Raw genomic sequence first — 325 nt, forward strand, 5'->3', positions numbered from 1 at the left:
CAGCATCTGTAAGTGCAAGCGAATCAGCTTCAGCATCTGTATCAGCTAGCCAATCAGCAAGCGCATCAGTATCTGCAAGTGAATCAACTTCAGCTTCTGTATCAGCTAGCCAATCAACAAGCGCATCAGTATCTGCAAGTGAATCAGCTTCAGCTTCTGTATCAGCTAGCCAATCAACAAGCGCATCAGTATCTGCAAGTCAATCAGCTTCAGCATCTGTATCAGCAAGCCAAAGCGCTTCAGCATCTGTAAGTGCAAGTCAATCAACTTCAGCGTCTGTATCAGCAAGCCAATCAACTTCAGCATCAGTAAGCTCAAGTCAATC

General features: G+C 45.2%; 1 protein-coding gene. It reads left to right on the forward strand.

Annotated features, from left to right (window positions below; all coding sequences use genetic code 11):
• On the forward strand, positions 1 to 325 hold a 325-nt coding region (locus B7708_RS00080; RefSeq protein WP_193431732.1), incomplete at both ends, for a hypothetical protein.

Origin of the sequence: Streptococcus oralis subsp. dentisani, assembly GCF_002096615.1 — a bacterium.
GTDB classification, from domain to species: domain Bacteria; phylum Bacillota; class Bacilli; order Lactobacillales; family Streptococcaceae; genus Streptococcus; species Streptococcus oralis_U.